Below are 26,929 nucleotides of genomic sequence, written 5' to 3'. Positions count from 1 at the left end.
CTATAAGAAGCTTGGGTTAGTTCATTCTATTGGCACTCAAAGGCTTTCCATATGTATAAATTGATTTTTGACGTATTTGCAGAAATTTAACTCTCTTTGGGTTAGCATTTTTTGTGGATTAGATACAATTGCATTTTGACGTTTAATACAAAGTCCATGAATCGACTTCGCCATAATCTTGTTCTGACCTAAAAGAGGCTCTATTATTTTTAAGGGCAAAAAAGAAATACCCATACCAGACAAGACAGCTTGTTTTATAATTTCAAAATTCGTCATCTGCATATATTGGACTTGTGCATTCTTTTGATCGATTTTATCTTTGATTAGTTGTTGCAAATACAAGTTTTCTGGTAGTAAGAGAGTTTGGTTTTTTAAATCTCGTGCGTAAATCACTTTTCTTCCTGCCAGCGGATGACTGCAATGCATTATTAAAAATAATTCCTCTTCAAATAATAAGTCCACTTTATATGCTTGTTGAAATTCTGAGTCATTCTCATAGATTGGCATAATTGCAAAATTTGTTTTCTCAAGAAGTAACTTTTCCTTAAGGCTTTCATAACAATTGCTTTTAATGGAGAATGATTGCTGTTCAAATTCATCTATATGGAGAGGTAAAATAGTCGCAAAATATTTTTCAGCTATGTAATGACTTATGTGTACGGAAAGTGGAGAATTTACTTGGTGCAATTCTTGTTCCATTTGCTTATCTAGTAATAATATTTTCCTAGCATATTGTAAAAAAACTTCCCCTTGCTCTGTTAATTCAATTTGTCTATTTTTACGTTGAATTAATATGGTCTTATATTTTTCTTCTAGCTGTTGAATTTGATGACTAATTGTTGGTTGAGAACAAAACATTCTACGAGCCGTCTCTGTAAATGAACGACATTCAGCTAGAACGATAAACATTTGCATTTTATCTAGCATGCAACTGACTCCCTTTTATATGAATATCACTACTGATAATGATAATCGTTTTCATTATAGTTTATCATTTGCACTTACTGATGTCGATCATCATTTCAAGTAAACAAAAAGAGTGGCCCTGCATATGAGGACCACTACTTAAGTATTAGAGAATTCTATTTTGAGGTTCTCTATTTTCTAAAACTGCTTCTATATCTTTTGCATTCATTTGCATCATCGCTTGGCGAGTGCGGATACTGGCACTACCGATATGGGGAGACACCGTTACATTAGGTAAAGTTAGTAGAGGATGATCCACCGGTACAGGCTCTTGCTCAAATACATCTAGTCCTGCAGCCCATATCTTTTTCGACGCCAGTGCTTCATAAAGAGCTTGTTCATCTACTATGCCACCTCGTGCGACATTAATAATTGCTGCAGTTTCTTTCATCATATTAAGTTCACGTTCCCCTATAAGTCCCTTTGTTTCAGGTGTAAGTGGAGTTAATAGAATGACAAAATCAGATTGCTTAAGTAATTCGTCTAATTCCGCGTAAGTAAAGCCGTACGTTTCTTCTGCATCTAGTTTTCTAGAGCGATTATGATATAACACATTCATATCAAAGCCTTTCGCACGTCTAGCAACCGCTTCCCCTATACGTCCCATTCCTACAATACCGAGTGTTGCACCGAAAACGTCCATTCCTGTATATTGCATTGGTGACCAGGAATCCCAGTTACCCGAACGAATTTCTTGTTCTACTTCTGTTATTCTTCGAGCAGTTGCTAATAGTAAAGCAAATGCTAAGTCTGCTGTTGTCTCTGTTAATACTCCCGGAGTATTTGTTACGACAATACTACGGTCTTTTGCTGCCTCTATGTCTATATTGTTATAGCCCACTGCAAAATTACTAATTACTTTTAAATTTGGAAGGCTTTCAATTAGTGTACGATCGATATTATCGGATAACATCGTCCATAGAGCGTACGCGTCTTTAGCATTTGTTATTATTTCTTCATTTGTCATTCCAATAGTTTCGCTATGCCACATTTGTACATCAAACTTTTTTCTTAAAGGCTCAATGATTTCTTCGGGTAGTTTACGAGTTATGTATATTTTCTTCAAAACTTTATCCTCCCTCGAGTTATGGATTCTTGTGTTTCTCTGGTGCTTTCGGGTGATTATCCCCAACATTCCGGTGTTTCTCCAAATATCCATTATGATTCACCCAGCCCTCAAACAATCGGGTTAGATAAAGCATGGACGAAAGTAGGAAATTTTGCAAACATATTTACAACTTCAAATAGCTACGTTATACTTTGGGCATATTAAAAACTACATACCGTTTTGCGCACTAGGGGTGCCCACTTTGGCTGAGATGCGAGCATTTTGCTCCGATCCCTTAAAACTCGATCAGGATAATACCTGCGTGAGGAAGTGCGGTGACTTCCCTAATATTTTTGTATTGGATAAGTGGCTGCATCTTCACGGATGTGGTCTTTTTTTATGAAAAAATACAGGGAGGTTTTTTAAATGGAGTGTGGATTGAGCCCAATTATCGGATTTCGTTTTTCGTTACATCCGATGACAAATGATTTTATCAAAGTGATTAAAGGTGCTTTGAAGGAGACGGATGCGACGAATGTGTGGATGCACACAGATGATGTGTCGACGGTTATTCGTGGCAAACAAGTACATGTATTTAATGTGGCAAAAGCAATTACATTGCATGCTGCTAAAACAGGAGAACATATTGCACTGTCCGGTACTTTTTCCGCTGGTTGCCCCGGTGATTCTGCAGGAGATGTCTATCTAGACAAAGGCGATATAATTGCCAACACAGATATAACAAAACAATATGTATCTTCTCAATTTGCTCTATACCCGATGAATAACCCGAGTTATATGGACATTATTTACCGTGAAGTGGATCGTGCTAAAGCACAAGGTGTGTTTAATGATTCCATGCATTATGCGAGTGGTATTCATGGAGATATTCATGATGTGTTTGCGTTTTATGAAGAAGCATTCACGAATGCCCGCTCAGATGAGCATAAGCATTTGGTTATGACCGTTTCTATGAGTATTAACAGCCCCTCTCATGGAGGTCGTTAAATGCTGAAATCATGGAAGCTAAAAGAAATCGTGTTAATGTCTTTACTTGCCGTTGTATTTGGCATTGTGTATTTATTGTTCTTGCATGTCGGTAATATTTGGGCTGGATTTATAGGTCCGATTGCATATGAATGGATTTTTGGGATTTGGTTTATCGTGTCTATTATTAGTATGTATATTATTCGAAAGCCAGGTGCTGCAGTTATTTCAGAAACAATCGCCGCTGCCATTGAGGTGTTGTTAGGAAATGCCGTTGGACCCCGACTAATTCTATCAGGTGTTATTCAGGGCTTAGGGGCAGAAGCAGTATTTGCTGCAACTAGATACAAACGCTTTGATATTTGGATTCTAATCCTAGCGGGTGTGGGATCTTCGGTATTTAGTTTTGCCTACGGGTATTTGTTAGGTGGCTTTACGGTATTCAGTACTGGTTATGTTGCGCTGATGCTTGGCATTCGCATATTGAGTGGAGCTCTCCTTGCTGGTGTTGGAGGTAAAGCGGTTGCCGATGGCTTACTAGCAACAGGCTCTCTTCGAGGATACGCTATTTCACGACCGAAAAAAGGTGATGCTCGTGCATGACGTCATTTCGTTTGAGAAGGTCAGCTTTCGATATCCAGATGAGGAAAAATGGACTTTGACTGACTTTTCATTTGCAGTACAAAAAGGTTCCAGGGTTGTGTTAACTGGTCCTAGCGGCTGTGGAAAAACGACACTACTTTACTTGTGCAATCGATTATATCCCGATAATTGCGATGGTATTTTAACGGGCAATATTGAGCTATTTGGGAAGGATAGTCGGACATTCATTGCCGGGGAAATAAATCATCGAATTGCTACCGTTTTTCAGGATCCAGATGCGCAATTTTGTATGCAAACAGTGGAAGAGGAGCTTGCTTTTACGCTAGAAAATTTGCAGGTGAAACGTGAAGAGATGGAGAATCGAATAAGAGAGGTACTTGCTCTCACAAATTTAACTGACTTTCGATATTCTATTATTCAACAGCTTTCAGGTGGGCAGAAGCAACAAATCGCTACTGCATGTGCACTTATTATGGAGCCCGAGATTTTGCTGTTAGACGAACCAATCGCTCATTTGGACCCTTATACAGCTAAAAGATATATAGAATGGTTGGATCAGCTACAGCAAAATCGGCAAATGACAATTGTTGCAATTGAACATCGCTTGGACTTATGGGGAGATTTTTTTGACAGGATCATTCCTTTGAGCGAAAGCGATGAACCATCCATACTTCCTAAAAGAACGACTTCTATAAAACCAGATATTTCCATTCAAGCAACAGAAATAGAGACAAAAAATTTTTTGAAGCCCGCCTCATTTTCTTTACAGCGCGGAGAAATTACCATTCTTGCTGGACCTAACGGTAGTGGTAAATCAACTTTATTAAAGGCCTTATGTCATTTGATTCCTAGAAATGGATTAGTAGAACCGACGTTCTTAGGCTATGTTCCGCAATCACCTGAGTTTTTGTTTCTTACTAAGACTGTTCAAGATGAAGTGGCATATGGCGGTGGATATGGTGTGGATAACATGTTGCAGCGATTAAAACTAATGGACATTGCTGCTTCACATCCTTTTTCTATTAGTCATGGTCAAAAACGAAGGGTAGCCATTGCCGCAATGCTTTGTGATGGGAGAGAAGTAATTTTAATGGATGAACCTACCTCAGGTCAGGATGCTGCCGCATTATCAGAGCTATATCAACTAATAGATGAGCGTGCTCATGATGGCACTACATTTTTAATCGTTACGCACGATATGGAGTTCGCCTATTGTCTAGCAGATTCTATTATATTGATGGAGGATGGTAGTTTAACTGGGAAGTTTCCTGCGTTAGCCGTTTGGGAGAACGAAAAGTTATTACTGGAGCATCATTTACTCCCACCGAAAGGACTGATGCAATGTGAGAAGTCTTTTGCATAGAATGAATCCTTCCGTGAAGTTTGTTTTAATCACTGTGTGCATGTTCACGATGGCTTTTTTCTTTGATCCAGTGACCCCCCTTCTATTTTGGGCTGGTGTACTTTTAATGCAAATATTGTTCAGTCAAACTGATTGGAAGAAGTGGCTATTCTTTATGATTCCATTTTTTATAATGTCTTTTGGTTATTTTTGGACGACACTTGTATTTGCTAAGGAAACGGTCGGTCCTATCATTTGGTCAATCGGGTCTGTTCATGTGACAGAACTCCAGCTACACCATGCACTTTCTTTGAGCTTCCGTGTTTTAGCTTTTTCAAGTTTGTCTCTATTGTTTGCTTTAACAACTAATCCCGTTACGTTCATATTAAGTTTAATGCAACAATTAAAACTATCCCCTAAAATAGCTTATGGCATTTTAGTAGGCTTTCAGTTTTTACCAGTTATAAAAGACGAATTTATACAAATTCAGCAGGCACAACGGTTGAGAGGAATTGTTCAGAAAAAAAATGCCTTACAGCGTTTGTTGGATACTCGCCTAGTCCTTATTCCCTTGCTTGCGGGTGCTGTCCGTAAAGCCGAGCGATCAGCATTTGCCATGGAAGCAAGGGGCTTTACAGGAGAACGGAGAGGTGGTTTCTTTCATGAGATCTTAGTTGATAAAGTAGATGCTTTTTTAGGAGTACTATTTTTATTTGTATTAGTTTTAAGCTGTACGAACTCCTTCTGGCTTGGTTAAAATAGAAGTAGAATTTCTTAAAACAGTTGGGAGTGTTGTTGGATGCCATCAGTAATATTGCTACGAGGGATCAATCTCGGTGCTAAAAATAAGGTAGATATGAAATCCTTAAAATCTCTTTTTGAAGAGATGAGTTATGAAAATGTACAAACCTATATTCAGACTGGAAACGTAATAGTGGAACAGTCTGTTATTGATGGCCCCTCTTTAGAGGTAGCTCTTCTAGAATCTTATGGATTTGAAATACCTGTAACAATCCGTTCAAAAGAAGAGTTGGAAGAGATTCAGCAGCATCCTATCTTTTACAAAGACCAAGTGTATGTGATGTTTTTAACACAGGAAATTTCGGAGGAGCAACAAGAAATGCTTGTAGGTTTAATAGATGATGAATTTGTTGTTTGGAAAAACCGAAACGTGATTATTAGTCTTTCTAAAACCTATCATCAAACAAAGTTTACGAATGCTTTTTTTGAGCGTAAACTCGGGATTCCCTCCACAGCTCGCAATAAAAATACGGTTAACAAAATAATTGCAAAAATGTCATAAGTATTCTTTATGTATAATGATGAATTTTATAAATTATTCTTATAACTATCTTTCCCATACAATGAAAGTATAAGGAGGGATTAACGATGTCATTTGTATTTCAATCAATCGATCACGTTCAATTAGCAGCTCCAAAGGATTCTGAATCTATCGCAAGAAAATTTTACAGGGAAATTTTAGGTTTTACGGAAGTAGAAAAACCTGCACTTCTAAAAAAACGGGGTGGCGTTTGGTTTGGTTTCGGCTCTTATCAAATCCATATCGGTATTGAAGAGCCATTTGCACCAGCTAAAAAAGCTCACCCTGCTTTTCAAGTAAAAAATTTAGATGCTTTAAAAGCACATTTAGCTGAATGTGATGTGAATTTTATAGTCGATGTCGACTTACCCGGAGCCAATCGGATATATATACACGATCCATTTGGCAATCGTATCGAAATATTAGAGTGGATTTCTTGATTTAATATAATAATAGCCCATATTTCATAATGAAATATGGGCTATTTGTAATTCATTTATAAAGTCAAATAACCATCTTTATAAAAAAGCTCAGAATAAGTTTATTGTTGCGAAATAAGGGGATTTTATCTATATATTATTAAGGAGGAATTTCTCATGACAAATACACCAGAAACTTTAGATGCACTAAAATCAATTATCAAAAGTGCCAAGGTCGCGATGCTTGTAACACACAGTCCGGAAAACCGCTTAGTAGCACGTCCGATGCAATTACAAGAGGTAGAATTTGACGGTGATTTATGGTTTTTAACACGTACGGATACCGATAAATATGAAGAAATCAAAACAAATGATGACGTCAACGTTATCATTTCGGAAAAATCGTATGCGTCGATTAGTGGAACAGCTGAAATTGTCGATGACCTTAATAAGAAAAAAGAGTTTTGGAATAAAGCCTATGAAGTGATGTTTGATATGGATTATACGGACCCTCGACTGATACTGATTAAAGTAAAATCTGAAACAGCCGAATATTGGGAGACAGGATCAATGATCAAGTCTGCATATAATTTCATGAAAAAAGTAGTAGGCAAAGAAGAGCCTGTTGAACCTGGTAAGAGTACAAATGAAACTTTAAAACTTTAAAACTTCTAGGCCACTATGTTAACAGTCTATCTCACGAAAAATAGCAATTGCTTTATTGAACGTATGTAATAGTTCAATAAAGCAATTTTTTGTTATCCGTATTTTAATCCATTAATAGTTTCCACTATTATATTAAAGATCATCAAATCCATTATCAATAGCATTTACTTTTACATATTGACGGGATTTTTGTTCAAAGAAATCTGTTTTTGTTCCATCAATATTATCTGCATAGGCACGTATCCATTTCATTGGGTTTTCTACATATTCAGGATATATTTCCTCCAAACCGATTAAACGTAACATTTTGTTAGCACGGTATTTAATATACCCATGCATTTCTTCTAATTCAATTCCCTCGATATCAGCCAATACATACTCCGACCATTCTATTTCTAACTCTACGGATTCTTTAAATTGTTCGTATACCCATTCAATTAGCTCTTCGTTATTCAGTTCAGGGTTTTCAGAAAGAGTTGCTCTAAACAGTTCCGATATAAATCGTCCGTGCTCTAGCTCGTCTCGGTTTATATAGCTAATCATTGTAGAAGTCCCAACCATCTTGTTATAGCGAGCAAGATTATAGAAATAGGCAAAGCCTGAATAGAAAAACAGTCCTTCTAATAAGGTAGTGTATGTTAACGTTTTTAATATGTTTTCTGTCGTCGGGTTTTCTACAAAGTCATTATAATACTTCGCGATGTTTTTATTTCGCTTGAGTAAAATTTCGTCTGTTCTCCCAAATTCAAATGCCTTATTTTGCTGATCAAGCGATACGATAGAAGATAATACATACGAATAACTTTCATTATGCACCGCTTCTTGCTGTGCAATTACAGCCATGATTGATTGGACTGACGGGTCGGTTGCGTAAAGCGATAATAACAGTGCTGTACGTGTTTGAGGTGCATCCAATGTCGCAAGCAAGCCAATAATTTTCAAATAGGCATCCTGCTCCGACTGACTAAGGCTTGCAAACTGCTTTATATCATTGGACATATTGATCTCATCTGCCTGCCAGTAATTACCTAGCAAGCGCTTGTACATCTTATGCCAGTGTGGATACGCAATATCGTTCCAATTTAATATTCCACTTGACTGGCCGTTGAAAATTCCTGTCGATTTGTTCGGATTTCTAGGTTCTAATGTTTTTGCCTTCTGCATGTTCCAAAACTCCTTCTAACCATTTACTTACCAGCCTCTCCTGGCTGCCTCTCGGTGATTGCTCAATTTTCAAACCCGGATAATCACTGTTATAGAAACGAGCTAATTTGTTTACAGCATTACAAAACAAATCATCTCCACCAAACTGTGTGTCCCCAGTCCCAAAGATATAGACATTGTTAGGCTTGTCACCAACTTCTCTTGCAAAGTCCTTCATTTCCTCGGGCGTGCTTCCCTTATCCCAAGTAAAAGTTCCGAGAAAAATAAGGTTATATTCAAACAAATTTGGTACTGCTCCATAGCCAATACTATACATATCTATTTCAAAGTTGCCGGCTTCCAATTGCTTCTTCAATAGATCCGCTACTTCCTCGGTATTACCGCTATAGCTTAAATAGCAAATGATCGCTTTCATTAGCTTGAACAAGAGTCACAATCTACTAATTCAACTGAAGTGGAACGCACATAATAAGTTGTTTTCAACCCGCTATTCCATGCATCTAGATGTAAATCTAATAATTCTTTTGCTTTGATTGTGTTTTGCACATATAGGTTTAATGAAACTCCTTGGTCGATATGACGCCCGCGTGCAGCGTTTTGTTTAAGCGTCCAATGCTGATCGATGAAATACGCTGATTTATAATACCATGTAGTCTCAGAATTCAAATCTGGTACAGTGACCGGAATTTTATAATCCTTCTTCTCTTCCGAGTATGACTTCTGGAATATAGGATCTATGCTTGCAGTACTTCCAGCTATGATCGATGTTGAAGAGTTCGGAGCAACTGCCATTAAATATCCGTTCCGTATCCCACTTTCCCCTACAATATCCCGTAATTCATTCCACTCTTTACTATCGTATTGACGATTGTCAAAATAAACTCCTGTTTGCCAATCTGACCCTTCAAATAATGGATATGCCCCTTTTTCCTTCGCAAGCTCCGCAGAAGCTTTAATCGTTAAGTATGCAATTTTTTCATACAATGAATCCGCAAGCTCAACCGCTTCATCAGACTCCCAGCGAATACTCTTTAGTGCCAGTAAATGATGCCATCCAAATGTCCCAAGCCCAATCCCTCTGTACCTAGAATTTGTACGTTCCGCCTGAGGAACTGGAATCATATTTAGATCAATCACATTGTCGAGCATCCGAACCTGAATTTTTATAAGCTTTTCTAATACATCTGCCGGAACTGCATTCCCTAAGTTTATAGACGACAGATTACATACGACAAAATCCCCTGGTTTACGACGAGTGACAATGATATCGTCTTCAATTTGAATCGACTCAAATGTAGTTGCACTTTGGTTTTGGAAAATTTCCGTACAAAGATTACTACTATAAATCATCCCTGCATGCTTGTTAGGGTTGCTGCGATTGACTTCATCGCGGTAAAACATAAACGGTACTCCTGTCTCTAGCTGAGAACGCATAATTCGCTTCATCAAGTCGATAGCGGGAACAGTTTCACGAGACAAGCGATGATCGCTAACACATTCCTCGTACTTTTGGCGGAATGATCCATCGCCACGTTTTTCATCATAAAAGTCCTCCAAAGAATAGCCTTTAAGCTGACGAACTTCATGAGGGTCAAATAAATGCCATTCCTCTCTAGCATCGACTTTCTCCATGAATAAATCGGGCAAACATACACCAGTAAAAATATCGTGCGCTCGTAGTCGTTCATCACCGTTATTTAAACGTAAATCTAAAAATGTAAATATATCTTTATGCCAAACATCTAAATACACAGCTACTGCCCCTTGGCGTTGCCCAAGCTGATCAACACTTACTGCTGTATTATTAAGTTGTTTAATCCAAGGAAGCACACCACTGGAAGCACCAACAAAACCTCTAATAGAAGATCCACGGCTACGCACTTTGCCCATATACACACCTATACCCCCGCCAAATTTGGATAGGGTTGCAACGTCCGTATTGCTATCGTAGATTCCTTGAAGGCTATCGTCTACCGTATCGATAAAGCAGCTAGAGAGCTGTCCATGAGGCTTACCTGCATTAGATAGTGTTGGTGTTGCTACTGTCATATATAGGTTGCTCATCGCCCAATAGGATTCTTTTACTTTCTCTAAACGATTTTCTTGCTCATCCTTCATCAGTGTCATTGCAATAATAAGCCAACGTTCCTGAGGCAGTTCGACTATTGTTTTATCAAAGTCCTTCGCTACATATCGATCTAATAGTGTTTTTAGACCGATATAAGTAAATAAATAATCTCTTTCCTGTACGAGGATTTCAGATAGCTGCTCTAGTTCTTGTAGTGAGTATGCTTGTTTAAGACGTTTATCGTAAATGCCTTTATCACTTAACAGTTGAACATTACTAGCAAACTTTGTGTACACTGCATCCACAGTTGTGTTTCTTCTCTCAGCTACTTGTTCATACACCTGCGCTAAATGAACTCTTGCTGCTACAAAGGTCCAGTACGTTTCTTGTTCATCTAGAAAACTTAATGCTTCTAGTGACATTGACTTCGACCAAGCAGCTATTGTACCTTCCGGGTGTTTTTGCATCCATCTTTCATGTGTTTTTATAAGAGGAGTAATTTTTTCCTCCCCAAATTCTTTTGTTAGATTATGTAGGACTTCTTGTTTCGTTGTGTTTGAGATGATTGTCATTTGAATTCCTCCTATTTTTTAAACGGTTACAGTTATGTGGCACTTCCCTCCAAACCACAAAACAAAAAAAGCGATGACACAGCCATCTTCGGCTGAGACATCGCTCAAAATTAAAAGTGTAGGATACAACAAGACATATCAATCATTCGAGATAGAGGCCTTCGCTCCCACCTCTCAACCCCCGAAGAAAGTGTTGCTTACCGATGAAAAGGCAGGTCTACTGGCTCGTGTTTCATCCTTCTGTTGTCCTTCCCACGATCACTCGCAGTGGCTATTCAACAGTCGTCCACACTTACAGTTGCGGGGACAGCTTCGGCATTTTACCGAATTCCCTTTTAAACCATAAAGGTACCTTTTCATCGTTAACATACTATATATTGTGTTTAGTTCATTTATATAATCTAACATATTGTGTTTAACTGAGCAACTCCTAATTCAAGCTGTCAATTCTCTAGGGGAACTAATACATCAAGTGATTCAGCGATTTTTAGCTAAAATCACTTGATATTATTTTTGCAAACATTACTTTTGACCACTCAATCGACCCTCACTCTTTAGGGTGAAGAAATACCAGGATTTTACCATCCTGTGCTTCATTCGAATAGAGTTCAGCTTCATTATCTGGAACTCCAATTTCCATAAGAGCATGTTTTAATCCTCCAGAACCAGAGTTGGCTCCTACTACTGCTCCGCCAATTGTTGTAATAATTGGACCTGCAGCCAACACAGCACCAAACCCTGGGATTAATATAGTGGATAACCCTGCTATCACCCCTGCTATTCCAATTGCTCCTCCAGTTACAGCTCCAACAATTGCTCCATCCTTTGTGGAGGGTTTTAATTCCTGTGCGATTTCAGATGTTTCATTTATATTTTTAGCAATAACTGAAATTTCTTCGGTTGTATAGCCCTTCGCTTTTAAATCTTCCACAACTTCAGCTGCTTGTTGTTCATTTTCGTATACGCCAACAATATGATTCTTCATTAAAAATTACCTCCTGATTGCTTTTCCTATGTATTCTTTACCCGATCTTTAGTTCTTCTAGACACCTTAAAGCTTCAATCCCTATATAATTTAAGTGAACACGTTCACAATCTTTTATTTCAAAATAAATAACCAGTAGTAGGGACAATCATTATCCAATATTCATCCTTTTTCCTTAACAAATTCTTTCTTTTAAAGAGAGACGTGCTTTTCTTATTTCACTAAGTAGTCCATACCAAATCCACTCAAAAAAAGCACTGCCAGAGGCAATGCTTTTTCCCTATAGTTTTAGTCCTACTCCACGAACTACTTAACAAAATTCGCCAACTTATTTAAAGAAATACGATAACTGCAAGAACCACTGCTAAAATAATGCGATAAATTGCGAACGGCATTAATTTAACGCGTGAGATTAATTTCAAGAAGAACTTAATAGAAATAAGTGCAAAAACAAATGCACTAATAAATCCTACTATATAAAAACTCAAGTGGTTCATATCAATATCTTCCCAGTTTTTCAAAACAGATATCAAACTTGCTCCAGCCATAATCGGAACAGCCATGATGAATGTGAAGTCTGCTGCTGTTTTATGATTCATCCCGAATAATACACCACCAGAAATGGTAGCACCTGAACGTGAGAACCCCGGCCATAACGAAAGACATTGTACTAAACCTACTTTGAAAGCTTGTGCATATGTAATTTGATCTAGACTTACGATAGAAGGATTTTTCGGTCCAAATTTATCTGCAATAATCATTAAAATAGAACCCGCTATAAGACTAAATATTACGGTTTCTACACCAAATAAATTCTTATCGATAAAATCTTCTAATAGAACTCCCAATACTCCTGCTGGAATAATCCCAACTATAACATGAAGCAAGTTGAACTGTTTACTCGATTCTTCTGTATCAATTTTATACAAGCCGACTAAACTGAATAATCGCTTCCACATCACTACTACTACCGCTAAAATAGAACCCAATTGAACAACAATTTTAAATGTATTAGCAGAATATTTCCCTAAAAAATCTTCCGTCTTCAACCACATATCATCGACAATAATCATATGTCCCGTAGACGATACCGGTGCAAACTCTGTCATTCCTTCTACAAATCCAAGTATAAGTGCTTTTAATAACTCTAAAATTTCCATAAAATCTCCTTAATCTCGTTTTTTAAAGTACCAAATCAGAAATGCAATACCACAAATAGCTATAATGGTATATACAATATTGGAGTAAATATCCATATATCCAACAATTTCATCCCAGTTATCTCCAACCGCCGCTCCTACCGAGACTAATACTGTATTCCATATTAACGTTCCAAGTGTCGTAAATAGAAGAAATAATCCAAACTTCATATTCGACATCCCTGCAGGAATTGAAATAAGGCTTCTCACCAGTGGTATTAATCTTCCGAAAAAGACTGCCCAGACTCCATATTTATCAAACCAAGCGTCGGCTTTATGAATATCCTTAATCGTTAATCGTAGGAACTTACCATACTTCCCAACAATTTTCTCCAACCGCTCCACATCTAAAAGTAACCCGATACCATACAAGATAGTCGCACCAATGACAGAACCGGCCGTGGAAGCAATAATAATACCAAGCTTCGTCATGCTAGTCATCGTTGTCATATATCCTCCCAAGGTTAAAATCACTTCAGAAGGAATTGGCGGGAAAATATTTTCTGCTAAAATTAATAAAAATACTCCTAGATAACCAAACTGATTCATCCAGTCTGTAATCCATGCTTCCATTATACTTCCACATCCTCTAACTTAATGTTTATTGACCATAGCTCTGATTGACTACCTAACCTTATAGGTGGTCCCCAAAAACCAAATCCAGAAGATACAATTGCATGTAAACTTCCCTTTTGCCTATACCCATAATCTAATTCAAAAATCCTTCTTGTAAATAAATGATTGGGCCACATTTGCCCAAGATGTGTATGACCGGACACATGAAAATCTACTTTTTCGTTCTCAGGTATTAATAAATTAGACGGTGTATGGTCCATTACAAACCATGGTAAATCCTTTTCTTCCGGAGCTAACTCAGATAATTGCTTTCTGTTTTTGTTCGTTATGTCTTCACGACCCGTCAAATAGAACGAATCTGCTACTAAAATAGTTTCATCTAATAACATGTGAACGTTGGATGCTTCCATCTCTTCTACTAATAGAGGAATTTTCTTTCCATAATATTCATGGTTTCCAAGCACCCCGTATATACCATACGTAGATTGTAGCTGTTTCATAACTTCGGACATACCTTTTTCCACAAACCAAATTGGATCATCATCGACTAAATCTCCTGCTAACAACACTAAATCTGGCTTCTGAGCATTTGCTTTTTTCACAAAGCGAGTTAAATGTGCCTTATTGGATAATAAACCAAGGTGGAAATCAGATGCAACTACTACTTTAATAGAATCTGGTTTAGAGCCCTTTTTCGGCATTACAATAGAAAGCTCACGAACTACCGGTGTGTATGCGTTATATGTGCCAAATATTAAAACAAAGATGAAAATCCCACAAACTAACCATCCTATTAAATTTAGATGTGTTGGGAAAATCCACAAAAGTATGGTCGCAATTGGGAAAAGAATAATCCCATACTGCATGACAATAAACCAGTAGGACCCTATTATACTAAAGAGTCGCAACTTATGACTGATTCTCCCAATGAAAAATCCAAAAGCAAGTATTCCCCAGACAAAACTAAATAACCAAGTATTTATAGGGAGATAAAGATCTAACCACTTGGCAACTCCCCAGCCAAAGTAAAATACGATTGCAGAATATAAGAGGATTACTACTGCTGCTCCAGCGATTCTTTTCATGTATCATTTCTCCAATGTATGTATTTTTCACTTAACAAAGTATCGGATAACGAGTAGATTCCTGACTACTTTTTCATAAGTATAGCAGAAAATGTCTTAGTACCCCTAAGGCTCAAGACCGATAAGAAAATCAATTCTAAGCCCGTTTGGATTCATTTCTAATATTGGTAAGCTTGTAATACAAACGAGAGGAGGAACAAATATATGAAAAAAAGATTTGGTTTATTAACACTAGGAATTATTGCAGGGATTGTAGCATTAGCTAACTTAGGTTCGCTCTTAGCTCTTGGGGTCTCCGCAGCAATCGTTTTTGCAGGGGTACATTTTTACTTAAAGAGTGATTCAACCTTCTTGAAAATCTTTTGGGCAAGCGTAGGAATCCTTGGTTTAATCAGTGCCGTTGTAAACGTGCCTGGATTCTTCGGTATCTTAGCAATTCTAGCGGTTTGGTATGTAGTGAAAAAATGGAACAACGAAGAAGTAAATTTTTCATCTTCAATCGTTAAAACAGATGACCCATTTGTAAACTTTGAAAAACAATGGAACGAGCTTTCAAAATAAGGAGGAAATGAAAATGACATCACTATTAAACAGACTAAAATACTCAATAGAAGCAGACTTACACAAGCTTTTTGACAAAAAAGAAGAAAAAAATCCGATTGCAATGCTTAACCAATATATTAGGGAAGCAGAGAAACAAACAGAACAAACTGGTAAATGGTTAGAGCGTCAAGGAAACTTAAAGCAAGAACTTGAAAAAGAATTAGTGGAAACGATGCAGATGGTTGAAAAACGTAAAAACCAAGTAGATCTAGCAACTGCAAGTGGTGAGGAAGACTTAGCTGCTTTCGCCTTAGCTGAAGTAACAGCTTACGAAGAACGTGCCATTGTACTGCAGAACAGTATTCACCAAACAACGGAAGAGCTTTTCGGTTTAGAACGTAAATACGAAGAGATGAAACATAAAATTAAAGACATGAAAGTTCGCCAATTACAATTGATGGGAAAAGAAAATGTAACTCGTGCACACCATCAAATGGATCGAATTCTACAACCTGAACAAAAAGAAAAGAATTTCGGTACTTTCGAAGACATGGAACAGTACATCGAACGTCTGGGCCAAAAGATTGAAAAAGAGCATGAAGTCACTTCGATGGAACAGCGTTTACAAATGTTAGAAAAAAATGCACAAACTAAAGAAGAAATTGTGTAAACTAGAGGAAAGACGCAAGACAGATGGAAAAGCGTAGCAGGCATTAAAGAGGAGGAGGCACTCGCCTTCTCCTTTATCCAGGTTCAACTAGCCATTAGCGGAACCCGCTGATGGAATTTTCACCTAATGCGAAGAAGGAGGAATACTCATTATGAAAGAAAACCAAACGAACAAGTTAGCTTTTATACTCATTTGTTTTGTTTTCCTTATGTTCATAGAGGCTACAATTTTCGGGAATGGCAGTATTGTATTAGTTCTTCTTGGCATCGGGATGATGTATTTTAGCTTGCGAAAACGTACCCGCTTTTTATTTTGGACTGGATTTATTCTTTTGATTATAGCGATTTTTTCTATGTGGAGTTTGCGACTTCTACTTCTCGCTATAATGGGGTACATCCTGTATAAACTCTGGAAAAATGAACCTATTCAACATATGGTCCGTCCATTTGACACAGTATATAAAGAAACTCCAAATAGTATTATACAGAATAAGTTATTCTCTTCTCAAACAACTCCCTTTAATGCTTACGAGTGGCAAGATGTCCATGTGCAAAGCTTTTATGGAGAACAAGTGATTGATGTAACACAAACAGTATTGCCAAAAGGCCTATCTTTTGTTTCCGTTCGCCAGTCCCTTGGAAAGGTGACCATCTATGTACCATACGAAATTCCAGTAAGACTACATTTTGCAACGATAATCGGAGAGGCGGACATCTTTGGTCGTGGCGTTCAACGTCTATGGAACCAATCTGTTCTAGTGAAAGATGGTTATTTAGACGACGTTCTGTATGCTTCAGAGCTAGTCATTACTGTATCCACATGGATTGGGGATATTGAGGTGATCCGCAAATGAAAATTATTTTGGGGCAAGGTTTCTCTATTTTTTTCACCTTATTATCACTTGCAGCACTTTTGCTTTATGCACTATGGGGTTGGCCCAATGAAAATGCTTGGTGGTCCTTATTAGAATCAAAGTACGCAGAGGTGCCTTTTGGTGCTTGGATTATTATCATTCTTGCTATTATAAGTTTTAGTTTTTCACTGAATACACTACTAAAGGTTCGAGATCAGGAAAAGAAGATTGATATTAGCCTTCGCCCTTTGCTAGCGGCCGAGGCATTTGAACCAACAAAGAGGAAATATACGTACTCTAAACGATTACATGTTACTACAACACAGTTAGAGCAACTTATCATAACTCAGCGTAAGACATTACAACGCATTACGAATGAAAAAGCAGAGGACCAAGATAGAGTTATTCAAGAGAGAATCGTGCAAGAAAGACAGCGACTGGCTAGAGAACTACATGATTCCGTATCTCAACAATTGTTCGCTGCGTCTATGCTTTTGTCTGCTATGGTAGAAATAGAAGAATCACAACATGAAAAAGCCCCAAAAACATTGTTACAAACAGAAAAAATAGTTCAACAAGCACAATTAGAAATGCGAGCATTATTACTACATCTCCGTCCAGCAGCCCTTCATGATAAAACGTTAAAAGAAGGTTTGGAAGAACTACTTATAGAATTACAAGAAAAAGTATTTTTCACGATTCGTTATCGCTTAGAAGATGTCCCTTTGTCAAAAGGAGCAGAGGATCATCTTTTCCGAATTGCACAGGAAACGTTATCCAATACACTACGACACGCAAACGCGACTGAAGTCGATATATTATTCGTGGAACGAGATAATCTTGCTATTTTCCGAGTTCAAGATAATGGAGTAGGATTTGAACAGGTCGATTCCAAAAATGGCTCTTACGGGTTACAAAGTGTACAAGAGAGAGCTGTGGAAATTGGTGCAACAAGTAAAATTGTTTCTGTTCCTTCTCAAGGTACAATTGTAGAAGTGAAGCTACCGATTGAGAAGATAGATATTGAAACAATCCAGTTGGAGAAAGGAGAGCAAAAAAATGATTCGAATCTTATTAGCGGATGACCATGAAATGGTACGTATTGGTGTTTCCGCTTACTTACAAGCACAGCCTGATATGGAAGTAGTCGCTGAAGCGGTAAATGGAAAAGAAGCTGTGGATATGGCTCTAGTGCACAAACCCGATATTATTTTGATGGATATGGTTATGCCGATTATGAATGGTGCAGAAGCTACACGGGAAATTGTTCAACAATGGCCAGAAGCGAAAGTAATGATAGTCACCAGCTTTATAGATGATGACAAAGTGTATCCAGCACTCGAAGCTGGAGCTATCAGTTATTTGTTAAAAACGTCAAAAGCCTCTCATATTGCAGATTCTATACGTAAAACCTTGAATGGAGATGCTGTATTAGAACCTGAAGTAACCAATAAAATGATGAAGCGTATGCGTCAAGGATCGGATCATGCTCTCCATGAGGATTTAACAGACCGAGAACATGAAGTACTTTTACTAATGGCAGAAGGCAAAACAAATCAAGATATAGCAGACACTCTTTTTATAGCATTAAAAACAGCAAAAACGCATGTCAGTAATATATTATCAAAACTCGAGGTAAGTGATCGTACACAAGCCGTAATTTATGCATTTGAACATAAAATGGTTCCCACAAAAAAATAACTAATTCATTATCGCCATCATATGCTATTAAAGGAAAACTTCCTGTTAAACCGGGACAAAAAGATAGCATAAAGGATGTTAGTGCGCATGAACCCACTAGACCCTAATGAACAGCAGGAGAACGAGAGTGAGCAACAGGGTAATCTAGCTGCAAAAGTAGGATTTCTAGGTACTGTTGTTGTAACGATTGGGTACATTATTGAAACCATAGGCGAAGGCATTGCCCTTTCGGAGCTGGCTCAAGAAGAAAAGAATGTAGAACAAAAAAAGCAAGCAAATCAACAGCAGTTATCAGATATACAAAGTAAACTGGATTATTTGATAAAGGAAATAGATACAATGAAAAAAAAGGATGACCATTTTAGAAGATGGTGATCCTTTTTTATTTGGCTCATTAAAGTTATTTAGTTATTTTGGGGGTGTATAAAACAAATGCTATCCTTAGTAAAACTGCTCGACTTCAAAAAAACCATATGTAAAACTAGATTTTTAAAATATAGTAAACAAATTTCAGCATCTGACCATTCATTTCAAACTCTTCACTACTAGTTTCTATTCTTTCAAATCCATTTTTCTCTAAAACTCTTTGGGATGCTATGTTATTAGTTGTTGTTTTGGCTTTAATCTGTTTTATGCCCTTCCCAGTTACTGTTTCTATTAATAATTTCAATGCTGTATTGGCAATTCCCTTTCCTATGTGTGCCTGCCCCACCCTATAACCGAGGTAACCGATTTTATCCATTTTCTCAATATCGACTAAATTAATTCTGCCTAAAATTGAGCTTTCACTATCTTTTATTAAATAGAAATAGGAATCATCATTAACTTGTTCTTCAAGTAAAGTTTTATGGATTTTTTTAAAATTCTCTGGGTTATAGAAATTATCTCCACGCGTAGGTACCATTTCCTCAAAAAAAGTTCTGTTTTCAAGTTCAAAATTAAACAAATTTTCTTCGTCTGCCACATGTAATTTTTCAATAAATATATTCATTTGAACAAACCGCCATCCCATTTTTTTATTTAAAGTTCCCGAAACCAATCTTCGACATCTTCATTTGTATAAAGGTAATGCACTTTCGATCCGTAGACTTCAAATTTCTGCATGAACGCTGGTTTCATTTGTTCTTCAAAGTACGTGTTCCACTGGAACATCTTCCGGAATATAGTAAAGGTCGGTTTGTAGTTACCCTTTTCTATTTTTAAAAGTTGACGAATGTATCTTCTAATAATGCGCCATGTTCTTTTATTCACAGGGATGTCTAAGAAAACAATTTGATCTGCTGCGAGTAACGCCTCATCTGTCCAGTCGATGTGAACGCCCTCTATTACCCATTTTTCTTGTTTAACGGCATTGATAAATAGTTGGTTTCTAACATCTATTTCATTTCGGATGTCACCAGTTAGCTGATGGTTCCATACGAAATTATCCGTTTCAAAGTGTGGTAGGTGAAGTTGGGCTGCAACTTTACGAGCAAGGGTAGTTTTGCCACTTCCCACTGAGCCTACAATATAAATTTTCATCGTCAATCACTTGTTGCACGGTTCAATGCGTGGATAATTCCAGCATGTACGCCTTCATGCCAAACCAAGAATTGCACTAGTGCCTCAACTGTCTTCATTTCATGGAGCTTCCCTATAGACATCGACTCTATTAAAATATTGGCTAGCTGATCGTCTAGCGCAACCTTTATTCGCTCCGCTTGTTCCTTTAAAGCACTGACTAGTTCATCTGAAGTTGGCGGTTCCACATTCCAATCACTTGGTTTTGTTCCCGGAACAAACAGTGTTACCCACTCCGGATGTACAATTTCATAGGTTGGAATTGCTCTTTGCGTTAGTATCTCAGCATTCACGTAAATATGTCCTACATTCCACCGAATAGTATTATTGAATCCTGTAGGTTGTATATCCCACGAAGCTTCATTTACTTGACTAATTCTTCCTAATGTATAAACCCGAGCAAAATTTAATTGATTCAACGTTTCCATGTTTTCATCCCCTACTTGTTATATGTTTGTAAAAATGGTATTTTCATTGAAAAGGAGGAATGTGTCATCGATATACCACGCAAATTTCCAAAGTCGATTCCAATCTACAGGCGAATTCTACAACGTTTACCTATCTATCACCCTACTTATATAGAAGTAGAGAAACGTATTAAAGCAATAGAAGCAGGATTTCACGGAGAATGCTATGTGGATAACTTTCTCAAACAGGTTCCCTTCCCTAAAAGCTATGCCATACTTAAAGACCTCCACATTAAAATAGATTCCAACAGTTATCTCCAAATGGATACGCTTATTCTCACAAAGAAATATATAGCTCTTTTAGAAATTAAAAACATCCGAGGGAAAATTGCCTTTCAAAAAAATCCTGATCAACTTATAAGAGAGTTTGACGGCGAAGTCACTCCCTTTAAATGCCCCGAACAGCAAATAACACGTCAAACAAAAAAGCTCCAGGTACTCCTAAAGGAATTAAAAATAGATCTTCCTATAAAAAAAATCATTGTTCTTGCCTACAGTAAAACACATGTAGTACTTCCTCCAAAATATACCACAATTGTTATGGGCTGCGACATCTCCATCTATATGGATGATTATAATCAGTTGCCCGATGTCCTATCAACCACCAAATTCAATCAGTTATCCAGGCAACTTGCTGCTAAATCCTTTGAATATATCCCTCCTTCAATAGCACAAACATATCCAGTGAAACTTGCTGATGTGAAAACCGGTTTGATATGCCCTATTTGTAAAAGGAAAGTGAGTGGTCAGTTAAAGTGCCCCACTTGCAAAGTGGGTAAACTCCTTCTCCAGCAACAGGCCGTTGAAGATTGGTTTTACCTAATGAAAGACTCTATTACAAACCGTGAATGTGTCTACTTCCTTGAATTGAAGGACAAGCATGCTGGAAACTATTTATTAAATAAGCTTCCCCTCCAACCAGTGAATAATCATAAACTCAGACATTACGTGATGTCTCACGACCGCTAATTTTGGCGGTCTTTTTTGTGGAATTTTTTTACTATTCCAACTAACATGCTCATTATTACAACTAAATCATTCAAAATTCCAACTAACCTCTCCATTATTCCAACTAAACAGCTCAAAATTACAACTAAGACCATTTCCGAAGCATAAAAAAAGAGAAACCCCACTGGGATTTCTCTTTTTTTTTATACTATTACTGCAATTTTCACCGTTACTTTGAACAGATCTCCGTCTACTTCCATTTGCAAGCTGCCTCCATGTAAATCCACGATGGATTGTGCGATTGCAAGGCCAAGTCCGGAACCTTCTGTATGACGAGATGTGTCTGCTCGTTTGAATCGCTCGGTTAATTCATTCACATCATTGCCTAGCTCATACTTCGCTATATTTTTGATGACGAACACGGCTTCTCCGTCCATTTGGTCCAAATTGATATATACACGAGTATTAGGTAGGGCATACTTCAGTGTATTAATAATGAGGTTATCCAGGACTCTCCACCACTTTTGTCCATCGACATAGGACATGATTGGTTTTGTGCCAATGACTACACGATAATCTAGACCCGACTTATCAATGTCTTCCTGATGTTCAGCTATTGCTTGCTGCAAGAGCTGCGTTAAGTCTACTTTTCGTTTATCTAATTCGATATTGCCGGTTGTCATTTTAGATACTTCAAACAAATCTTCAATTAGTGTTTTCAAACGCATCGACTTTTTATCCAATATTGCAATATAGGATGCTCGCTCTTCATCTGTAATGCTTGGATTTTTTAACAAATCGGTATACGTAATGATAGATGTTAGCGGTGTACGAAGATCATGGCTAACATTTGTAATAAGCTCCGTTTTCAAGCGTTCACTTTTTGCTTGCTCCGAATGGGATGATTTTATACGGCTACGAAGTCCATTTAAGTTAGCGGCGTGCTCAGCAATCGGTGACTTCCCTCTTACTTCAATCTCATTGCCAATTACGCCTCTTGCCATTTCTTCCGTCTTCATAATAATTCGGTTCAAGTATGACATTCTAGCCAATAAGAACACCAGTATTGGAATACCTATAAATATAGTTGCTGGTATCCAAAGTAGTAATACTGCAGGTTGCCAGAAAACCATCATTGTTCCAAATCCCCAGAGGAATATAACCGTGAGCATGATCAACGTTTGCATCCCAATAGTGCGTTTTAAGAATAATCCTTCTAAAGATTTAAACCAACTGTATAAGAGGCTTTTACTCCAATCTATATCTTCAAAACTTCCTTTAATCCACTGCCATTGATAGAACGCTAAAGCTGTTAAGAACACTGCAAGGAGTAATGTAAAGATTGGAATATCGAATCCACCATAATGTAAAATACTCATTCTCAATTCATTCGTAGCAATAAATACAATAAATATGCTGGCAAAAAATAATACCCACTGAACATCTATTGGCAGTCTATGATATTTACGTTTTCCCTCTTCATGCTGAAAATGAACCTTGTCTTTCTTCCATAATACAATAAATGCAATAGTGGCTAGGACACCTAGAATGAGGATCCCATAAAAGAATCTTTCTTCTTTTTTAAAATACTGATAGTTATCCGCCCGATCCCCATTTATAATACTAGCCTCTGGTATAGCAATAGTTCCTTCGAATTTTGGAAAACTATAGCCAACTAAATTTTGCAGATACGAGGAGTTTTCTGTATTTTCATTTATCACATTGCCCTTTAAATACGTCGACTTACTTGAATACTCTTTTTTATAAGCAAGCTTTGTATCTAAATCGCCGTTATTAAATTTTTCACCCGTCTCTGTATTTTTTAAACTATATATAAATTCGTCATTATAATTTAGGAATTCATTTTTACTTGCCTCTAAAGCTTGAAAGTACTCATCCACTAGCTTTTCCTTTTCCATTCTCACTTTATCAGCTACATATTCATTATTCTCAAAGTTTTTTGTAATGTCTTCCATTTTTTTGTTTCGCTCTGCAATTGATGCTTCGTCTGTTCTTGCTTCATATTGAGCGGTGATAGAGTCAAGTTGCTCTTGCAAACTACCAAACTGATAGCGATGTTCATCTATTTCCTCCGCTGTTACAGTAATATTCTTCTTCATTTCTTCTTTTTCTGGAACAGCTAAAATAAGCGAAACAATGGACGACTCAAAATTGCTCACTTCTATTTTAAACCCATCACTATCAAAATAGTTTTTCCCTATATAATTACCACTTTCTCTAGTTAAAGTAAAAAATGCTAAAACCATTATCACCGCTAACAAAGAAAGTATTATATCCTTTATAATTGGTTTCTTCACCCCACTATTCCCCCTTTCATGTTTTGAATAATTTCTACAAAGCTTTCTCTAATTTCTACTATAGGCACAAGGTTGGTTATACAATAAAACAAACAAAGTATCCCGCAGACAATTGCCACTACAGATAAAAGTAAACTCATTTTACTTGTCGATCTTATAGCCAACGCCCCACACCACCTTTAAATATCTAGGATTTTTAGGATCTGCTTCTATCTTTTCTCGAATTTTCCGGATATGAACAGCTACTATATTTTCAGCGTTATATGCTGGTTCATTCCAAACGCGTTCATATATTTCATTGATCGAAAAAACACGTCCTGCATTAACCATTAGTAGCTCTGTAATCTTAAATTCAATTGGTGTTAGTTTAACGGACTCTCCTTCTACTGAGAGGTCCTTCGCTTCTTTGTTTAGTGTTAGTCCATCTAGTTCAATAACTTGCTGCTGCCCCTGATAATTTCCTAACTTGGTATATCTTCTAAGCTGAGACTTTACACGTGCTACCAATTCCATCGGATGAAAAGGTTTCGTTACATAGTCATCTGCTCCAACCGATAACCCATGAATTTTGTCTGAGTCCTCAGCTTTTGCACTTAGCATAATAATAGGAATATTTTTTTGTTCTCTAATTTTAAAAGTCGCTGAAATTCCATCCATTTTAGGCATCATAATATCTAATACAATGACATGAACCTCGTTTTCTTCTATTAACTGCAATGCTTCTAATCCATCTGCAGCTTTTAAAACGTGGTAGCCTTCATTTTTCAAATAAATTTCGATACCATCTCGAATGTCCTTGTCATCGTCGGTTACTAATACTGTGAACTGTGTCATTCGTTTACCTCCTTGGTCTGCACGATATGATTTATGTATCCCTCATCACTCTTATGTTACTTATTGTACCCTTCATTCCTTAACATTCCAGTAGGGAAAATATGAAGAAATTCTTAAGAAAATAAGTCAGGAAGTTCATATGTAACTTTTCATCCGCAGAACTGTCTAATAAGGTAGAGGAGTGATTAATTTGAAAAGAATAATTTTTGGTTTATGTACCTTTTCCCTCATATTAATCTTAGCAAGCTGCGGAACGAACAATACAGATACTACTACTGGAAATGAATCTAAACCAAAGGAGGAAAAAACTATTACAACTAAATTAGAAGTTAAAGAAGATGGGAATGCTACTTTTACGATTAAAAATGAAACAAATGAAGAAGCAACTTTAACGTATGGTAGTGGCCAAGAAGTAGAATATCAGCTTTTAGACAATGAAAAAAATATTGTATTTACTTATTCTGCCGACAAAGTATTTGTCCTTATGATGTCCGAAAATGTGATACAACCAAACGAAGAAGTCGTTATCCAACTTGAGTTAAAAACAGAATTGGCGGAAGTTCCTGCTGGCTCATACACCCTTATCGCTTGGTCAGCTGCAAAGGAACTAAGTGATAAGAAACAAGAGATAGCCTATGAATGGGCTGGAAAATAGTTTAATAACACGAAAATGTTCTTAAATGAGGGGAAAACAGTCTCCAGTTGAACTTGAGCATAAAGTGATCTCGGTGCAATTTGCTCCAACAACCTAAAAAGTGCTTATCTAACCATAGTCCGCAATACATTTTACATGTACACTAGTTAGAAGTAGAAAATATTTTTTAAGGTGGACTATCAATGACAAATCACGAAGAAACAACAACTTTACCTCCAAAAACATGTTCCATTGAACGATTAGTGACAATGGAATCTGATGTTGCTTTAGTATTACAAGGTAAAAAAACTGCTACACGACGTAATGGTCGCTACGCAGATGTAGGCGAGATTATGGAGCTTCAAGGACAATCATTCGTTGTAGACCGTGTATATATTCAAACACTTGGTGACTTGATGGATGAACATGCAAACCAAGAAGGCTTTGAATCAGTGGAAGATTATAAACAGTCCATCTTGTCTTATCACCCTGGTATGCCTTGGTTACCTCATATGACTGTATGGGTTCATGAATTTAGCCCAGTAAAAGCATAATAACTACTTCTCTGTGATTAACACAGGGAAGTTTTTTTGTGGAAAATTTTGTTCTCATCGTATGAAACTTTTTATCCAAAAGATGGTCTAATTTGTAAACAGGAGGTGTACAACATGAGAAAGAACAAAACAATCAATTGGATTTTATTACTTGTAATCCCCCTCTTTATATTGGCTAGTTGTGGATCCAGTCTAAGTGAATATACAACTGGAAGTGATGCCGTAGAAGATACTGTATCCACACGAATTGATATAACAACAAATGGAGAAGGATCATTTACGCTAAAGAATGATACTTCAGAAGAAGCAGTTTTGGAAATGTCGAGTGGTCAACAAATCGAATTCCAACTATTAAATAATGAGAAGGAAATCATTTACACATATTCAGCAAATAAATTATTCATGCAAGAAATACAAGAAAAGAAACTTCAGCCTAATGAGGAATGGACGATCCCACTTAATCTGAAAGAAGAACTTGTGGGAATTCCCCCAGGTCCTTACACATTGACCGTTTGGTCCACCGCCAAAGGGTTAAATGACCAAAAAGAAAAAGTTGCGTATGAGTTTTTGACTTCACCGGGAAAACTTGTCGTTCAAACACAGGAAATAAAATTTACCGGACTAGTGGATCCACACTCTATTGAAGTAAAAAACCTAGCTGGTGAAACAGAAGTAATGCAATTATCTGAGGTGGCGATGCCTCAGTTTGAAAACGTAGAAGAAGGCACACATTTAATCATTGAATATGTAGAAGAAAATGGGCAAAAAACTGTTCAGACCACGTATCCTGCAGAATAACAATCTAAATAACCACATAAAAATGCATCGCATTTTTGCGGTGCATTT

Annotated in this window: 31 protein-coding genes and 2 riboswitches; of the genes, 17 read left to right on the top strand and 14 right to left on the bottom strand. The window is 37.2% G+C overall.

What is annotated here, in order from left to right; all coding sequences use genetic code 11:
- Window positions 1-36 precede the first annotated feature (36 nt).
- Window positions 37-927 (bottom strand): LysR family transcriptional regulator, encoded by an 891-nt coding sequence (locus tag MHI40_RS01165; protein ID WP_340761178.1) that lies wholly within the window; start codon window positions 925-927, stop codon window positions 37-39.
- Window positions 928-1,072: 145 nt separating this feature from the next.
- Window positions 1,073-2,032 carry a 2-hydroxyacid dehydrogenase gene (locus MHI40_RS01160; protein ID WP_340761177.1) on the bottom strand — a complete coding sequence of 320 codons (960 nt, stop codon included), beginning with the start codon at window positions 2,030-2,032 and terminating at the stop codon, window positions 1,073-1,075.
- 221 nt (window positions 2,033-2,253) lie between these two features.
- A riboswitch (TPP riboswitch) is annotated at window positions 2,254-2,360 on the top strand.
- Between the two features lie 80 nt (window positions 2,361-2,440).
- Here MHI40_RS01160 and MHI40_RS01155 point away from each other — a divergent pair.
- The 7 genes from MHI40_RS01155 to MHI40_RS01125 all read left to right on the top strand — a co-directional run bounded on the left by MHI40_RS01155 (window position 2,441) and on the right by MHI40_RS01125 (window position 7,352).
- Window positions 2,441-3,022: a YkoF family thiamine/hydroxymethylpyrimidine-binding protein gene (locus tag MHI40_RS01155; RefSeq protein ID WP_340761176.1), complete on the top strand. Its 582-nt coding sequence runs from the start codon at window positions 2,441-2,443 to the stop codon at window positions 3,020-3,022.
- Window positions 3,023-3,604 carry an ECF transporter S component gene (locus MHI40_RS01150; protein WP_093536484.1) on the top strand — a complete coding sequence of 194 codons (582 nt, stop codon included), beginning with the start codon at window positions 3,023-3,025 and terminating at the stop codon, window positions 3,602-3,604.
- Complete coding sequence (locus MHI40_RS01145) at window positions 3,591-4,967, top strand: ABC transporter ATP-binding protein (protein ID WP_340764335.1); 1,377 nt, start codon at window positions 3,591-3,593, stop codon at window positions 4,965-4,967. The genes MHI40_RS01150 and MHI40_RS01145 overlap by 14 nt, the downstream gene beginning before the upstream one ends.
- A gap of 1 nt (window position 4,968) precedes the next feature.
- Window positions 4,969-5,703, top strand: a complete 735-nt coding sequence (locus tag MHI40_RS01140) for an energy-coupling factor transporter transmembrane component T family protein (RefSeq protein WP_340764332.1) — start codon at window positions 4,969-4,971, stop codon at window positions 5,701-5,703.
- Window positions 5,704-5,745: 42 nt separating this feature from the next.
- On the top strand, window positions 5,746-6,249 hold the full coding sequence (locus MHI40_RS01135; protein ID WP_340761175.1) for a DUF1697 domain-containing protein: 504 nt from the start codon (window positions 5,746-5,748) through the stop codon (window positions 6,247-6,249).
- 86 nt (window positions 6,250-6,335) lie between these two features.
- Window positions 6,336-6,707 (top strand): VOC family protein, encoded by a 372-nt coding sequence (locus MHI40_RS01130; protein WP_340761174.1) that lies wholly within the window; start codon window positions 6,336-6,338, stop codon window positions 6,705-6,707.
- A gap of 156 nt (window positions 6,708-6,863) precedes the next feature.
- Window positions 6,864-7,352 (top strand): pyridoxamine 5'-phosphate oxidase family protein, encoded by a 489-nt coding sequence (locus MHI40_RS01125; RefSeq protein WP_093536494.1) that lies wholly within the window; start codon window positions 6,864-6,866, stop codon window positions 7,350-7,352.
- A 132-nt stretch (window positions 7,353-7,484) separates the two neighbouring features.
- Here MHI40_RS01125 and MHI40_RS01120 read toward each other — a convergent pair whose 3' ends face one another.
- From MHI40_RS01120 to MHI40_RS01090, 7 genes are all read right to left on the bottom strand, one after another.
- Window positions 7,485-8,516 (bottom strand): ribonucleotide-diphosphate reductase subunit beta, encoded by a 1,032-nt coding sequence (locus MHI40_RS01120; protein WP_093536496.1) that lies wholly within the window; start codon window positions 8,514-8,516, stop codon window positions 7,485-7,487.
- Window positions 8,488-8,931, bottom strand: a complete 444-nt coding sequence (locus MHI40_RS01115; RefSeq protein ID WP_340761173.1) for a flavodoxin — start codon at window positions 8,929-8,931, stop codon at window positions 8,488-8,490. The genes MHI40_RS01120 and MHI40_RS01115 overlap by 29 nt, the downstream gene beginning before the upstream one ends.
- Entirely contained in the window at window positions 8,931-11,156 is a 2,226-nt protein-coding gene (locus MHI40_RS01110) for a ribonucleoside-diphosphate reductase subunit alpha (RefSeq protein WP_340761172.1), read from the bottom strand. Before MHI40_RS01110 ends, MHI40_RS01115 begins: the two co-directional genes overlap by 1 nt.
- A gap of 193 nt (window positions 11,157-11,349) precedes the next feature.
- A riboswitch (cobalamin riboswitch) is annotated at window positions 11,350-11,527 on the bottom strand.
- A gap of 176 nt (window positions 11,528-11,703) precedes the next feature.
- Window positions 11,704-12,141, bottom strand: a complete 438-nt coding sequence (locus MHI40_RS01105; protein ID WP_340761171.1) for a general stress protein — start codon at window positions 12,139-12,141, stop codon at window positions 11,704-11,706.
- Between the two features lie 332 nt (window positions 12,142-12,473).
- Window positions 12,474-13,301: an undecaprenyl-diphosphate phosphatase gene (locus MHI40_RS01100; protein ID WP_093536505.1), complete on the bottom strand. Its 828-nt coding sequence runs from the start codon at window positions 13,299-13,301 to the stop codon at window positions 12,474-12,476.
- Window positions 13,302-13,310: 9 nt separating this feature from the next.
- The gene (locus MHI40_RS01095; RefSeq protein WP_093536507.1) at window positions 13,311-13,913 is read right to left on the bottom strand and encodes a DedA family protein; all 603 of its coding nucleotides are present in this window, start codon (window positions 13,911-13,913) and stop codon (window positions 13,311-13,313) included.
- The gene (locus tag MHI40_RS01090) at window positions 13,913-15,001 is read right to left on the bottom strand and encodes a metallophosphoesterase (RefSeq protein WP_340761170.1); all 1,089 of its coding nucleotides are present in this window, start codon (window positions 14,999-15,001) and stop codon (window positions 13,913-13,915) included. The genes MHI40_RS01095 and MHI40_RS01090 overlap by 1 nt, the downstream gene beginning before the upstream one ends.
- Before the next feature lie 204 nt (window positions 15,002-15,205).
- On the opposite strand from MHI40_RS01090, the gene MHI40_RS01085 reads away from it, so the two are divergent.
- The 6 genes from MHI40_RS01085 to MHI40_RS01060 all read left to right on the top strand — a co-directional run bounded on the left by MHI40_RS01085 (window position 15,206) and on the right by MHI40_RS01060 (window position 19,143).
- The gene (locus tag MHI40_RS01085; RefSeq protein WP_093536511.1) at window positions 15,206-15,562 is read left to right on the top strand and encodes a lmo0954 family membrane protein; all 357 of its coding nucleotides are present in this window, start codon (window positions 15,206-15,208) and stop codon (window positions 15,560-15,562) included.
- Between the two features lie 13 nt (window positions 15,563-15,575).
- Window positions 15,576-16,214 carry a PspA/IM30 family protein gene (locus MHI40_RS01080; RefSeq protein ID WP_340761169.1) on the top strand — a complete coding sequence of 213 codons (639 nt, stop codon included), beginning with the start codon at window positions 15,576-15,578 and terminating at the stop codon, window positions 16,212-16,214.
- Between the two features lie 151 nt (window positions 16,215-16,365).
- Complete coding sequence (liaF, locus tag MHI40_RS01075; protein ID WP_093536515.1) at window positions 16,366-17,067, top strand: cell wall-active antibiotics response protein LiaF; 702 nt, start codon at window positions 16,366-16,368, stop codon at window positions 17,065-17,067.
- Window positions 17,064-18,152 (top strand): sensor histidine kinase, encoded by a 1,089-nt coding sequence (locus tag MHI40_RS01070; RefSeq protein WP_340761168.1) that lies wholly within the window; start codon window positions 17,064-17,066, stop codon window positions 18,150-18,152. The genes liaF and MHI40_RS01070 overlap by 4 nt, the downstream gene beginning before the upstream one ends.
- Complete coding sequence (locus tag MHI40_RS01065) at window positions 18,127-18,768, top strand: response regulator transcription factor (RefSeq protein ID WP_340761167.1); 642 nt, start codon at window positions 18,127-18,129, stop codon at window positions 18,766-18,768. The genes MHI40_RS01070 and MHI40_RS01065 overlap by 26 nt, the downstream gene beginning before the upstream one ends.
- Before the next feature lie 87 nt (window positions 18,769-18,855).
- Window positions 18,856-19,143 carry a hypothetical protein gene (locus MHI40_RS01060; RefSeq protein ID WP_340761166.1) on the top strand — a complete coding sequence of 96 codons (288 nt, stop codon included), beginning with the start codon at window positions 18,856-18,858 and terminating at the stop codon, window positions 19,141-19,143.
- 106 nt (window positions 19,144-19,249) lie between these two features.
- Here the strand turns inward: MHI40_RS01060 and MHI40_RS01055 are convergent, their stop codons facing one another.
- From MHI40_RS01055 to MHI40_RS01045, 3 genes are read right to left on the bottom strand one after another with little or no spacing between them, the layout of a single operon-like run.
- Window positions 19,250-19,759 carry a GNAT family N-acetyltransferase gene (locus MHI40_RS01055; protein ID WP_340761165.1) on the bottom strand — a complete coding sequence of 170 codons (510 nt, stop codon included), beginning with the start codon at window positions 19,757-19,759 and terminating at the stop codon, window positions 19,250-19,252.
- Between the two features lie 29 nt (window positions 19,760-19,788).
- Window positions 19,789-20,289 carry a DNA topology modulation protein FlaR gene (locus MHI40_RS01050; RefSeq protein ID WP_340761164.1) on the bottom strand — a complete coding sequence of 167 codons (501 nt, stop codon included), beginning with the start codon at window positions 20,287-20,289 and terminating at the stop codon, window positions 19,789-19,791.
- Window positions 20,290-20,291: 2 nt separating this feature from the next.
- Entirely contained in the window at window positions 20,292-20,756 is a 465-nt protein-coding gene (locus MHI40_RS01045) for a DinB family protein (RefSeq protein WP_340761163.1), read from the bottom strand.
- Here MHI40_RS01045 and MHI40_RS01040 point away from each other — a divergent pair.
- Window positions 20,739-21,764, top strand: a complete 1,026-nt coding sequence (locus tag MHI40_RS01040; protein WP_340761162.1) for a nuclease-related domain-containing protein — start codon at window positions 20,739-20,741, stop codon at window positions 21,762-21,764. The genes MHI40_RS01045 and MHI40_RS01040 overlap by 18 nt on opposite strands.
- A 182-nt stretch (window positions 21,765-21,946) precedes the next feature.
- Here the strand turns inward: MHI40_RS01040 and MHI40_RS01035 are convergent, their stop codons facing one another.
- A complete protein-coding gene (locus MHI40_RS01035) occupies window positions 21,947-24,061 on the bottom strand; it encodes a sensor histidine kinase (RefSeq protein ID WP_340761161.1) in 2,115 nt (704 codons plus the stop codon).
- Window positions 24,062-24,202: 141 nt separating this feature from the next.
- Complete coding sequence (locus tag MHI40_RS01030) at window positions 24,203-24,895, bottom strand: response regulator transcription factor (RefSeq protein ID WP_093536530.1); 693 nt, start codon at window positions 24,893-24,895, stop codon at window positions 24,203-24,205.
- Between the two features lie 190 nt (window positions 24,896-25,085).
- Here MHI40_RS01030 and MHI40_RS01025 point away from each other — a divergent pair, with 190 nt between their 5' ends.
- From MHI40_RS01025 to MHI40_RS01015, 3 genes are all read left to right on the top strand, one after another.
- A complete protein-coding gene (locus MHI40_RS01025) occupies window positions 25,086-25,550 on the top strand; it encodes a BsuPI-related putative proteinase inhibitor (RefSeq protein WP_340761160.1) in 465 nt (154 codons plus the stop codon).
- A gap of 182 nt (window positions 25,551-25,732) precedes the next feature.
- On the top strand, window positions 25,733-26,083 hold the full coding sequence (locus MHI40_RS01020; protein ID WP_093536534.1) for an ASCH domain-containing protein: 351 nt from the start codon (window positions 25,733-25,735) through the stop codon (window positions 26,081-26,083).
- 114 nt (window positions 26,084-26,197) lie between these two features.
- Entirely contained in the window at window positions 26,198-26,881 is a 684-nt protein-coding gene (locus tag MHI40_RS01015; RefSeq protein ID WP_340761159.1) for a BsuPI-related putative proteinase inhibitor, read from the top strand.
- The last annotated feature ends 48 nt before the right edge of the window (window positions 26,882-26,929 follow it).

The organism is Psychrobacillus sp. FSL H8-0510 (assembly GCF_038008345.1).
GTDB lineage: Bacteria > Bacillota > Bacilli > Bacillales_A > Planococcaceae > Psychrobacillus > Psychrobacillus psychrotolerans.
This window is presented reverse-complemented; position numbering and strand designations above follow the sequence as displayed.

Coding starts and splice junctions, on each gene's coding strand:
- MHI40_RS01065 (WP_340761167.1), top strand. CDS start 18,127: ATGATTCGAATCTTATTAGCGGATGACCATGAAATGGTACGTATTGGT.
- MHI40_RS01070 (WP_340761168.1), top strand. CDS start 17,064: ATGAAAATTATTTTGGGGCAAGGTTTCTCTATTTTTTTCACCTTATTA.
- MHI40_RS01030 (WP_093536530.1), bottom strand. CDS start 24,895: ATGACACAGTTCACAGTATTAGTAACCGACGATGACAAGGACATTCGA.
- MHI40_RS01020 (WP_093536534.1), top strand. CDS start 25,733: ATGACAAATCACGAAGAAACAACAACTTTACCTCCAAAAACATGTTCC.
- MHI40_RS01125 (WP_093536494.1), top strand. CDS start 6,864: ATGACAAATACACCAGAAACTTTAGATGCACTAAAATCAATTATCAAA.
- MHI40_RS01130 (WP_340761174.1), top strand. CDS start 6,336: ATGTCATTTGTATTTCAATCAATCGATCACGTTCAATTAGCAGCTCCA.
- MHI40_RS01120 (WP_093536496.1), bottom strand. CDS start 8,516: ATGCAGAAGGCAAAAACATTAGAACCTAGAAATCCGAACAAATCGACA.
- MHI40_RS01115 (WP_340761173.1), bottom strand. CDS start 8,931: ATGAAAGCGATCATTTGCTATTTAAGCTATAGCGGTAATACCGAGGAA.
- liaF (WP_093536515.1), top strand. CDS start 16,366: ATGAAAGAAAACCAAACGAACAAGTTAGCTTTTATACTCATTTGTTTT.
- MHI40_RS01060 (WP_340761166.1), top strand. CDS start 18,856: ATGAACCCACTAGACCCTAATGAACAGCAGGAGAACGAGAGTGAGCAA.
- MHI40_RS01095 (WP_093536507.1), bottom strand. CDS start 13,913: ATGGAAGCATGGATTACAGACTGGATGAATCAGTTTGGTTATCTAGGA.
- MHI40_RS01050 (WP_340761164.1), bottom strand. CDS start 20,289: ATGAAAATTTATATTGTAGGCTCAGTGGGAAGTGGCAAAACTACCCTT.
- MHI40_RS01155 (WP_340761176.1), top strand. CDS start 2,441: ATGGAGTGTGGATTGAGCCCAATTATCGGATTTCGTTTTTCGTTACAT.
- MHI40_RS01135 (WP_340761175.1), top strand. CDS start 5,746: ATGCCATCAGTAATATTGCTACGAGGGATCAATCTCGGTGCTAAAAAT.
- MHI40_RS01015 (WP_340761159.1), top strand. CDS start 26,198: ATGAGAAAGAACAAAACAATCAATTGGATTTTATTACTTGTAATCCCC.
- MHI40_RS01145 (WP_340764335.1), top strand. CDS start 3,591: ATGCTCGTGCATGACGTCATTTCGTTTGAGAAGGTCAGCTTTCGATAT.
- MHI40_RS01045 (WP_340761163.1), bottom strand. CDS start 20,756: ATGGAAACGTTGAATCAATTAAATTTTGCTCGGGTTTATACATTAGGA.
- MHI40_RS01105 (WP_340761171.1), bottom strand. CDS start 12,141: ATGAAGAATCATATTGTTGGCGTATACGAAAATGAACAACAAGCAGCT.
- MHI40_RS01080 (WP_340761169.1), top strand. CDS start 15,576: ATGACATCACTATTAAACAGACTAAAATACTCAATAGAAGCAGACTTA.
- MHI40_RS01110 (WP_340761172.1), bottom strand. CDS start 11,156: ATGACAATCATCTCAAACACAACGAAACAAGAAGTCCTACATAATCTA.
- MHI40_RS01165 (WP_340761178.1), bottom strand. CDS start 927: ATGCTAGATAAAATGCAAATGTTTATCGTTCTAGCTGAATGTCGTTCA.
- MHI40_RS01085 (WP_093536511.1), top strand. CDS start 15,206: ATGAAAAAAAGATTTGGTTTATTAACACTAGGAATTATTGCAGGGATT.
- MHI40_RS01150 (WP_093536484.1), top strand. CDS start 3,023: ATGCTGAAATCATGGAAGCTAAAAGAAATCGTGTTAATGTCTTTACTT.
- MHI40_RS01100 (WP_093536505.1), bottom strand. CDS start 13,301: ATGGAAATTTTAGAGTTATTAAAAGCACTTATACTTGGATTTGTAGAA.
- MHI40_RS01140 (WP_340764332.1), top strand. CDS start 4,969: ATGAATCCTTCCGTGAAGTTTGTTTTAATCACTGTGTGCATGTTCACG.
- MHI40_RS01055 (WP_340761165.1), bottom strand. CDS start 19,759: ATGAATATATTTATTGAAAAATTACATGTGGCAGACGAAGAAAATTTG.
- MHI40_RS01090 (WP_340761170.1), bottom strand. CDS start 15,001: ATGAAAAGAATCGCTGGAGCAGCAGTAGTAATCCTCTTATATTCTGCA.